This is a genomic window from Streptomyces sp. GbtcB7 (assembly GCF_019091445.1).
In the GTDB taxonomy this organism is placed as follows: domain Bacteria; phylum Actinomycetota; class Actinomycetes; order Streptomycetales; family Streptomycetaceae; genus Streptomyces; species Streptomyces mirabilis.
The window spans coordinates 1-228 of record NZ_JAGXJM010000808.1 but is presented as its reverse complement, the minus strand read 5'-3'; the positions used below and the strand labels follow the sequence as shown (position 1 = coordinate 228).

Here is a 228-nt window from a genome sequence, read left to right as displayed (position 1 = left end):
GATCCCTTCGTGTAGTGCCGAAGCACCCACTTCTTGCGCCCCACGTCCCCGAGGTACTCCTGCGTCGGCACAGTCACGCGCTGAGTAGGCGGAACACCAGGTAGGCGGCGGCGAGCAGACTGACCAGGACAGCCGGTGCGAGCGCTTTGGACGGATCCTTCGCCCGGGAGTGCACGCCCAGGGCGCCGGCCATGAGCAGGACCAGTCCCGCGGCCACCGCCACGCCCA

At 69.3% G+C, this 228-nt stretch carries 1 protein-coding gene; it reads right to left on the bottom strand.

Translation table 11 applies throughout. From position 1 onward, the window contains the following. Positions 1-73: 73 nt before the first annotated feature. Positions 74-217, bottom strand: coding sequence for a DoxX family protein (locus tag KVT44_RS61465; RefSeq protein WP_368857633.1), 144 nt, complete (start codon positions 215-217; stop codon positions 74-76). Between the last annotated feature and the right edge of the window lie 11 nt (positions 218-228).